The organism is Methylobacterium sp. J-067 (genome assembly GCF_022829465.1).
In the GTDB taxonomy this organism is placed as follows: Bacteria; Pseudomonadota; Alphaproteobacteria; order Rhizobiales; family Beijerinckiaceae; genus Methylobacterium; species Methylobacterium litchii.
Genome location: NZ_JAKSXZ010000013.1, coordinates 25,687 through 33,240 on the forward strand (window position 1 = coordinate 25,687; position 7,554 = coordinate 33,240).

6 protein-coding genes are annotated in these 7,554 nt (G+C 68.6%); 2 read left to right on the top strand and 4 right to left on the bottom strand.

Annotated elements, in window-relative coordinates; translation table 11 throughout:
• Positions 1-4: 4 nt before the first annotated feature.
• From MKK52_RS00300 to MKK52_RS00310, 3 genes are all read right to left on the bottom strand, one after another.
• Positions 5-1,342: a replication-associated recombination protein A gene (locus MKK52_RS00300; protein WP_243951752.1), complete on the bottom strand. Its 1,338-nt coding sequence runs from the start codon at positions 1,340-1,342 to the stop codon at positions 5-7.
• A 52-nt stretch (positions 1,343-1,394) separates the two neighbouring features.
• Entirely contained in the window at positions 1,395-2,837 is a 1,443-nt protein-coding gene (locus MKK52_RS00305) for a Do family serine endopeptidase (RefSeq protein ID WP_243951753.1), read from the bottom strand.
• A gap of 119 nt (positions 2,838-2,956) precedes the next feature.
• Positions 2,957-3,466, bottom strand: a complete 510-nt coding sequence (locus tag MKK52_RS00310) for a MucR family transcriptional regulator (RefSeq protein WP_243951754.1) — start codon at positions 3,464-3,466, stop codon at positions 2,957-2,959.
• Between the two features lie 374 nt (positions 3,467-3,840).
• Here MKK52_RS00310 and MKK52_RS00315 point away from each other — a divergent pair, with 374 nt between their 5' ends.
• A complete protein-coding gene (locus MKK52_RS00315; protein ID WP_243951755.1) occupies positions 3,841-4,113 on the top strand; it encodes a hypothetical protein in 273 nt (90 codons plus the stop codon).
• On the top strand, positions 4,110-4,964 hold the full coding sequence (gene gluQRS / locus MKK52_RS00320) for a tRNA glutamyl-Q(34) synthetase GluQRS (protein WP_243951756.1): 855 nt from the start codon (positions 4,110-4,112) through the stop codon (positions 4,962-4,964). The genes MKK52_RS00315 and gluQRS overlap by 4 nt, the downstream gene beginning before the upstream one ends.
• A 6-nt stretch (positions 4,965-4,970) precedes the next feature.
• On the opposite strand, the gene MKK52_RS00325 is transcribed toward gluQRS, so the two are convergent.
• Entirely contained in the window at positions 4,971-6,986 is a 2,016-nt protein-coding gene (locus MKK52_RS00325; RefSeq protein WP_243951757.1) for a M23 family metallopeptidase, read from the bottom strand.
• Positions 6,987-7,554: the final 568 nt, after the last annotated feature.

A 7,554-nucleotide genomic window follows, 5' to 3' on the forward strand; every position in this document is an offset into this window, starting at 1 on the left:
ACCCTTACCCCTCCTCGCGCCGCGCCTGCCGCATCTCCTCCCAGCGGGCGAGGCGGTCGGCGAGGCGGGTCTCGTAGCCCCGGTCGGTCGGCTCGTAGAGATGCTGCCGGCCCAAAGCCTCGGGCCAGTAATCCTGGCCGGAGAAGGCGTCGGGCTCGTCGTGGTCGTAGCGGTAGCCCTCGCCGTAGCCGACCTTCCGCATCAGCTTGGTCGGCGCGTTGAGGATCACCCGCGGCGGGGGCAGGGAACCCGCCTCCTTGGCGAGGCGCGTCGCGGCCTTGTAGGCGGTGTAGACCGCGTTCGATTTCGGCGCGCAGGCGAGGTAGATCGCGACCTGCGCGAGCGCCAGCTCGCCCTCCGGGCTGCCGAGGAAGTCGAACGCATCCTTGGCCGCGTTGGCGATCACCAGCGCCTGCGGGTCGGCGAGCCCGATATCCTCCACCGCCATGCGCACGAGGCGCCGGGCGATGAACAGCCGGTCCTCTCCGGCATCGAGCATCCGGCACAGGTAGTAGAGCGCCGCATCCGGATCCGAGCCGCGCACCGTCTTATGGAGCGCGGAGATCAGGTTGTAGTGCCCCTCCTGCGCCTTGTCGTAGACGGGGGCGCGGCGTTGCACGATCCGTTGCAAGGCGTCCGCGTCGAAGGTCTCGCCCGGCGCCGCCGAGCGCCAGACCTCCTCGGCCAACGTCAGCGCCGCGCGCCCGTCGCCATCGGCCATGCGGACGAGAACCCCCCGCGCCTCCTCGGTCAGCGGCAGCGCCTGCCCGGTCAGATCCTCGGCCCGCGCCAGCAGGCGGGCGATGGCTCCCGGATCGAGGGCGCGGAACAGCAGGACGCGGGCGCGGGACAGAAGCGCCGCGCTCAATTCGAAGGAGGGGTTCTCGGTGGTGGCGCCGATCAGCGTCACGGTGCCGTCCTCCATCACCGGCAGGAAGGCATCGAGCTGGGCGCGGTTGAAGCGGTGGATTTCGTCCACGAAGAGCAGGGTCGCCTGCCCCTGCGCCCGACGCTTGCGGGCGGCCTCGAACACCTTGCGCAGATCCGGCACGCCCGAGAAGATCGCCGAGATCTGCTCGAAATGCAGGTCCGTCGCGGAGGCGAGGAGCCGCGCCACCGTGGTCTTGCCGGTGCCCGGCGGTCCCCAGAAGATCAGCGAGCCGAGGTTGCGCCCGCGCAGCAGGCGGGTGAGCGCGCCGCCCTCCCCGGTCAGGTGCTCCTGGCCGACCACCTCGTCGAGGGAGCGCGGCCGCAGCCTGTCGGCCAGGGGGCGGTTGACGCCGCTCTCCGGTGCGGCTTCGGGCGGCGGGGCGGGCTTTGACGATCCGAACAGATCTGACATCCCGGCATGAACACCGCCCGCCCCGGCCGATGCAAGCGCCGCGGGCGGGTCCTCAACCGCTGAAGATCGAGGTCATCACCTCGCCGTTGCGGTTGATGACGATCTCCCACGAGCTGGGCATGGTGCGGATCACCCGGTCGAGGTCCTTGGTATTGGCCATCGGCATGCCGTTGACCGCCACCACGACATCGCCCTTCTGTAGCCCGGCGCGGGCAGCGAAGGACCCCTCGTCCACGGACTCGACCGCGACGCCGTCCACCGTGAAGTCGACCTGCAGGTCCTCGGCGACGGCGGGGGAGGTGTTCACGAAGCTCGCTCCCAGGAAGGGCGAGCGGGTCTTCACCTTGAGCGAGTCGCGCGGGCGCGTCTCCGGGGCCGGGCCGAGCTTCACGTTCACCGTCTGGCGGCTCGTGCCGCGCTGGATGCCGAGCTTCGTGTGGCCCGTGATGCCCTTCAGGGCGAAGCGATAGCCGAAGGCCTCGGGATCATCCACCGCCTGCCCGTCCACCGACAGGATCAGGTCGCCGCGCTTCAGCCCGGCTTCCTCGGCAGGGCTCTTGGGCTGGAGGCTCGCCACCAGCACGCCGGTCGGATGGTCGAGCCCCATGCTGTCGGCGATGTCGGGCGAGACCGTCTGGACCCGCGCGCCGAGCCAGGGCCGGCGCACCACGGTCAGGCCGTCCTTGGCGGCCATGACCACCGCCTTCACCATGCTGACGGGGATGGCGAAGCCGATGCCGTGGCTGCCGCCGGACTGCGAATAGATCGCGGTGTTGATGCCGACCAGTTGACCCTGGAGGTTGACCAGGGCGCCGCCGGAATTGCCCGGATTGATCGCGGCGTCGGTCTGGATGAAGTACTGGTAGTCCGCCGAGCCGACCTGCGTGCGCGCCAGCGCCGAGACGATGCCCTGCGTCACCGTCTGGCCGACGCCGAACGGGTTGCCGATCGCCATCACGAAGTCGCCGACCTCCAGCTTGTCCGCGTCGCCGAACGGCATCGGGTTCAGCCCGGCCGGCGGCTCCTTGATACGCAGGACCGCGAGGTCGGTGCGGCTGTCGCGCAGGACGATGGACGCCTCGAATTCCCGCCGGTCGGCCAGGGCGACGCGCACCTCGTTCATGTTGTCGATGACGTGGGCGTTGGTGATGACGAGCCCGGAGCCGTCCACCAGCACGCCGGAGCCGAGGGACTTCTGCGCCCGGTCGCCCCGGGGGCCGCGCCCGCCTTCCGGCTCGCCGAAGAAGCGGCGCATGAACTCCTCCATCGCGCTGGCGCGCGCGTTGGAGCGCTTGTCGACATGCGAGGCGTAGACGTTCACCACCGACGGCGCCGCCCGCTTCACCACCGGCGCGAAGGAGAGCTGAACCTCGCTCCGGCTCAGGGGCACCTGCTTGCCGGTGGTCTCCTGCGGCTCGGTCCGCGCCATCTGGGCGGAGGCGGTGCCGCCGAGGATCACGGCGAAGAGCACGGCAAGGGGCAGTCGGGTCGTCATGCGGGGCTCCGGATGCGGGCGCTCCCGCCGGCCGAGCCGGACGGGAGCCTTTGCAGGGAGCCTATCGGAGCCGATTAAGGCAGGCGCGCGACACCTTCGCCGATGCGCCGTGCTTTCCGTCACTCCACCGGCTTGCGCTTGAGGCGGCTACCGGCGACCGCCTGGGCCGCGATGGCCTGGGCCACGGCCGCCTGCGCACCGCTCTGGGCGCTGCTCTGTCCGGCGGGCACCCGGTGCATCTTGCCGAGGCCGAGGGCGCGGGCGAGCTCGGACCGGCGCTCGGAATAGGACGGCGAGGTCATCGGGTAGCTGGCATCGAGCCCCCACTTCGCGCGGTAGGCGTCCGGGGTCAGGCCATGCATCGCGAGGTGACGGCGCAGTGTCTTGTAGGGTTTGCCGTCTTCGAACGAAATCAGGAAATCCTTCGTGATCGAACGCTCGATTTCCTGTTGAGTCAGTTTCGGCGGAAGCTCGATAGGGCGACGCTTGCTCTCGACGTCCCACATCACGCGGTACACGCTGGTCAGAACTTCCGGGAGGTCTGACGGTTGGATGTGGTTGTTGCTGACATATGCCGTGACGACTTCGGCGGTCAGCGCCAACAAGCGATCATCGAACGTGGAAGACATCGTCTTGACCTATCTGGAGGAGTGATGACGTAAAAAGCACCATGCGTGGTTGTATAACCCTCTCGCGACCCGCACTCAATTAACAGACGCGCTATTTCGGCGCCACAACCCATAATTCTGGCAATTAACCACCCATGCATCGCCGTGACGTGCCGTGTTCTCCGTATTCGTTGCGCAGAGGCGAACCATGTCTCGCCAAAGTCTTATCGGTGCTTCTCTGACCTATGTTGTGTGCAATAAGCTTTCGCAGCCGCACGACACAAAAACAGTCATGATGAAAAAAAGTTCATTGACCGTGGATGGGTTCAAGGCTTCACCGATGTGGTGAGGCCATCGCGTTGACAGGACGGCCCGAGCCACGCGAACAAGGCTGCATGTCGCAGACGCCCCATCGCCCGACCTCGCCGAGCGAGCGCCTCGCCCTCGCCGGCATCGCAGCCCTGACTGTCGTGACGGTGCTGATCGGCGCCCTGGCGCCGGGTGGGCATGGCCCCGCCCCCCGCGCCGTGGCGGACGACCCCACCTGCCTCGAATGGTCGGACGGCTGTCAGGTCTGCAAGCGCTGGCCCGACAGCGTCGCCTGTTCCCTGCCGGGCATCGCCTGCGAGCCCAGCGCGCAGCGCTGCCTGATCCGAGACGACGGGTGAGCGGCCCATCGGCGATCCTGCGATTCGCGCCGAGCCCGAATGGCCGGCTGCATCTCGGCCATGCCTATTCCGCTTTGTTGAACGCCAAGATCGCCGGCGACCTCGGCGGAACCTGCCGGTTGCGCATCGAGGATATCGATCCGGCCCGGTCCAAGCCCGAATTGACGGAGGCGATCCTCACCGATCTCGCCTGGATCGGCCTAGCCTACCCGGAACCGATCCGCCGCCAAGCGGCACATATGAATGAATATCGCGCAGTTCGTGATGGGCTCATCGGGGCCGGGTGGGCCTATGCGTGTTTTTGCTCACGCGGCGAGATCCGGGCGCGGGCGGCGGCGTGCGATCCGGACGGCGCGCCGCTCTACCCCGGAACCTGTCGCGACCTCGATCCCGCCGAGGCCGCCGCCCGGTGCGCGCGGGGCGAGCCGCATACGTGGCGGCTCGCCCTGTCGCGCGCCCTCCCCCAGGCGTTGAAGCAAGGGCCGCTGGGCTACGTCGCCTTCGACGGAGAGGGCGAGCGCTGGGTGCCGGCCGATCCGGCGCCCTGGGGCGACGCGGTGATCGCGCGCCGGGACGTGCCGACGAGCTACTACCTCGCCGTCGTCCATGACGATGCTCTGGAGGGCATCACCCACGTGGTGCGCGGCGCCGACCTCGAGGCGGCGACGAGCCTGCACGTGCTGCTGCAACGGCTCCTCGGCCTGCCGACGCCCCGCTATCACCATCACCCGCTGATCCAGGATGAGGAGGGGCGCAAGCTCGCCAAGTCGCGGGGTTCGCCGAGCCTCGCCTCCCTGCGGGACGCGGGCCTGTCCGCCGGGGCGATCCGCGCACGGGTCGGCTTCGCCTGAGGGGGCCTACCGGATCGCGGCGTCGCGCTGGGCCAGGGCCGTGGCGCTCTTGGCCTTCTGCATCGTCGCCTCGATCTGCTCGCGCTGGCGCCGGAAATCGGCGAGCAGCCGCCCGTCCAACTCGCGCCCGCGCGGCACGCGGATCTTCATCGGGTCCACGAAATGACCGTTGATGATCACCTCGTAATGGAGGTGGGCGCCGGTCGAGAGACCGGTCGAGCCGACATAGCCGATGATCTGGCCCTGGCGGACGCGCACGCCTTCCGTGATGCCCCGCCCAAACCGCGACATGTGGTTGTAGGTCGTGACGTAGCCGTTGATGTGCTGCAACTCGACCCGGCGCCCGTAGCCGGAGGTCATCTCGGCGCGGATCACGAGGCCATTGCCGGCGGCCATGATCGGCGTGCCGATCGGGTTCGACCAATCGACGCCGGTATGCAGCTTGGCGTAGCCGAGCACCGGGTGGCGTCGGTAGCCGAACCCTGAGCGCATGATGCCGTCGGCGATGGGCTTGCGCAGGAGGAACTTCTTCAGCGAGCGCCCCTGGTCGTCGAGGTAATCGATCGAGCCGTCATCGGGCGATTGGAAGCGGAACACCTTGCGGGTTTCGCCGCCGAGGGTGAGCGCGGCATAGAGCAGGTCCGGCCGGTCGGCGCCGGAGCCTTCCTCATCATACGTATAGAAGACGTCGAGCCCGTCGCCGCTCTGCACCCGGCGCTGGAAATCGAGGTCGTAGCTGAACACCCGCACGATGTCCTCGACGGTGGTGCGCGGGATGTCGTGCCGCCCCGCCGTCTCGTAGAGGCTCTGGTAGAGCCGGGGGCCGGAGCCCGAATCCTCGTCCTCCTCGTCGCTCGCATCCACCTGGGGCTGCACCTTCTGCCCGGAGATGTCCTCCGTCGGCGGGGCCACGGAGACGAAGGTGCCCCGGTCGTTGATCGCGGCGATGCCCTCGATGCCGTTCTCGCCATAGAGGACCACGCGGGTCACCTGCCGGGCGTTGGCCGGCTGGGCGCCGGGCGCGATCTGCACGCGCATCTGCTGACCCTCCGCCAGGGCGGAGGTCTTGGTTCGACCGCCGAGCGCCGCGACGATCCCGCGGATCTGCTCGTCGCTCGCGAGGCCGGTGCCCTTGAGCGTCGATTCGAGCGTCTCGCCCTTGGCGAGGGCGATGTCGCGCTCCTCCACGAGGGGCGGCTCGTTCGGCTTCAGGTCTGTCTTGGCGAGCTTGGTGACGTTCTCGGGGACGACCAGCACTTCGATCGCCTTGAACGGGTTGTTCTCCTTGGGCGCCCCGTCGAGGGCACCGGCTGCCTGCTGCAGCGTGCGCGACAGCATGATCTGCGGCGCGATCGGGATGGTGGTCCGGCGCCCGGCTTCCGCCGCGAGACGCCGCTCCTCCTCGACCTGCGCGGCCACGTCGTCGTCGCTGAGGGCCGGGGCGGCGGGATCGACCGCGAGCCCGACGAGGTCGCGCTTCACGACGGTGACCTCGGCGCCGGGGGCATCGCTGGCGGCGTCGGCGGCGCGCTCCTGCGGCTCGTCCGAGGCGAACTTCATCGGGTCGAAGCGCGGCAGGTCGGAGGCGTAGGTACCAACCGTCAGGGAGAGCGGGGTCGTGATCCGTACGAACGGCTTGGCCTTAATGATCTCCCGGTCCCCGAGCCGCACCGTCACCGGGGCGCGGAAGCTCTGGCGCGCGGAGGCCACCATCGGGTTGCGCACGAGCCGGTCGCCCTTGTGCGCGACGTTGGCGCTGCCCTCGTTCGGCAGAAGGCGCGGCGCGATGCTCGGCTGATCGGGGATCGCCGCGTAGGAAAGGTCGCCCTGGATGGAGACGTGGAGCGCGGCGGCGATCAGCACCGCGCCGGTCAGGCCGGTCAGGGAACTGGCGCAAAGCCAGCGCAGGTTCACGGTGCGCCGGTCGACCTGCGTCGCCCCTGATCCGAACAGATCGAGGGGAGCTTGGCCGCCCTGTGCGACGGGCAGCGCGCCGTCGATCCTGTATCGCTCGCGCTTCACTCGCTGGTCCTAAAGAGCCTTCACCGTCGGCGCGGTCGCGGCGGTCGCGGAAGGCGGCCGGACAGGGGTCGGCGGGTCGCCCCCCAGAGAGGAACCATGTCTAAGGACAGGATGTCGAGATTGAGGCGCGCGTCGCGCGTGAGCTCTCCCGCCGAATCCAGGATCGTTCCAGGGGCCGGGTCGATTTTTTCGGGTTCGGCGAAATTTGCGATTGACGGGCCAGGGGGCGATCCTTATACCCCTGTTCATCGGCGCCGGCCGCGGAAGCGGACCGGTTGACGACGCACCTTCTGAACATCGCGGCAGGGTTGGCCGGCGAATGCCGGGCACGCTGCCGTTTTTGTCCTCTTGGTGTAGGGTCATCCAGGTCTACCGGCGATCAGCTCTTTGACATTGTGATATGAGGAAGGGAGACGCGGACGGCGTGCTCGACTGTCCTTGCGGATCTGGCTTTTGCTGGATCGTGAGAGACGAGACGCTGATCTGTTGGATCTCCTTTTGAGCTCACCGGACCTTTCGCTGTGAAGCGATTGCGTTCGATGTGAGGCTCCGTCTGAGATTTATACGT

Bases quoted from the DNA above. Each gene is read 5' to 3' on its own strand.
- MKK52_RS00300 (WP_243951752.1), bottom strand. From the start codon at position 1,342: ATGTCAGATCTGTTCGGATCGTCAAAGCCCGCCCCGCCGCCCGAAGCC.
- MKK52_RS00305 (WP_243951753.1), bottom strand. From the start codon at position 2,837: ATGACGACCCGACTGCCCCTTGCCGTGCTCTTCGCCGTGATCCTCGGC.
- MKK52_RS00310 (WP_243951754.1), bottom strand. From the start codon at position 3,466: ATGTCTTCCACGTTCGATGATCGCTTGTTGGCGCTGACCGCCGAAGTC.
- MKK52_RS00315 (WP_243951755.1), top strand. From the start codon at position 3,841: ATGTCGCAGACGCCCCATCGCCCGACCTCGCCGAGCGAGCGCCTCGCC.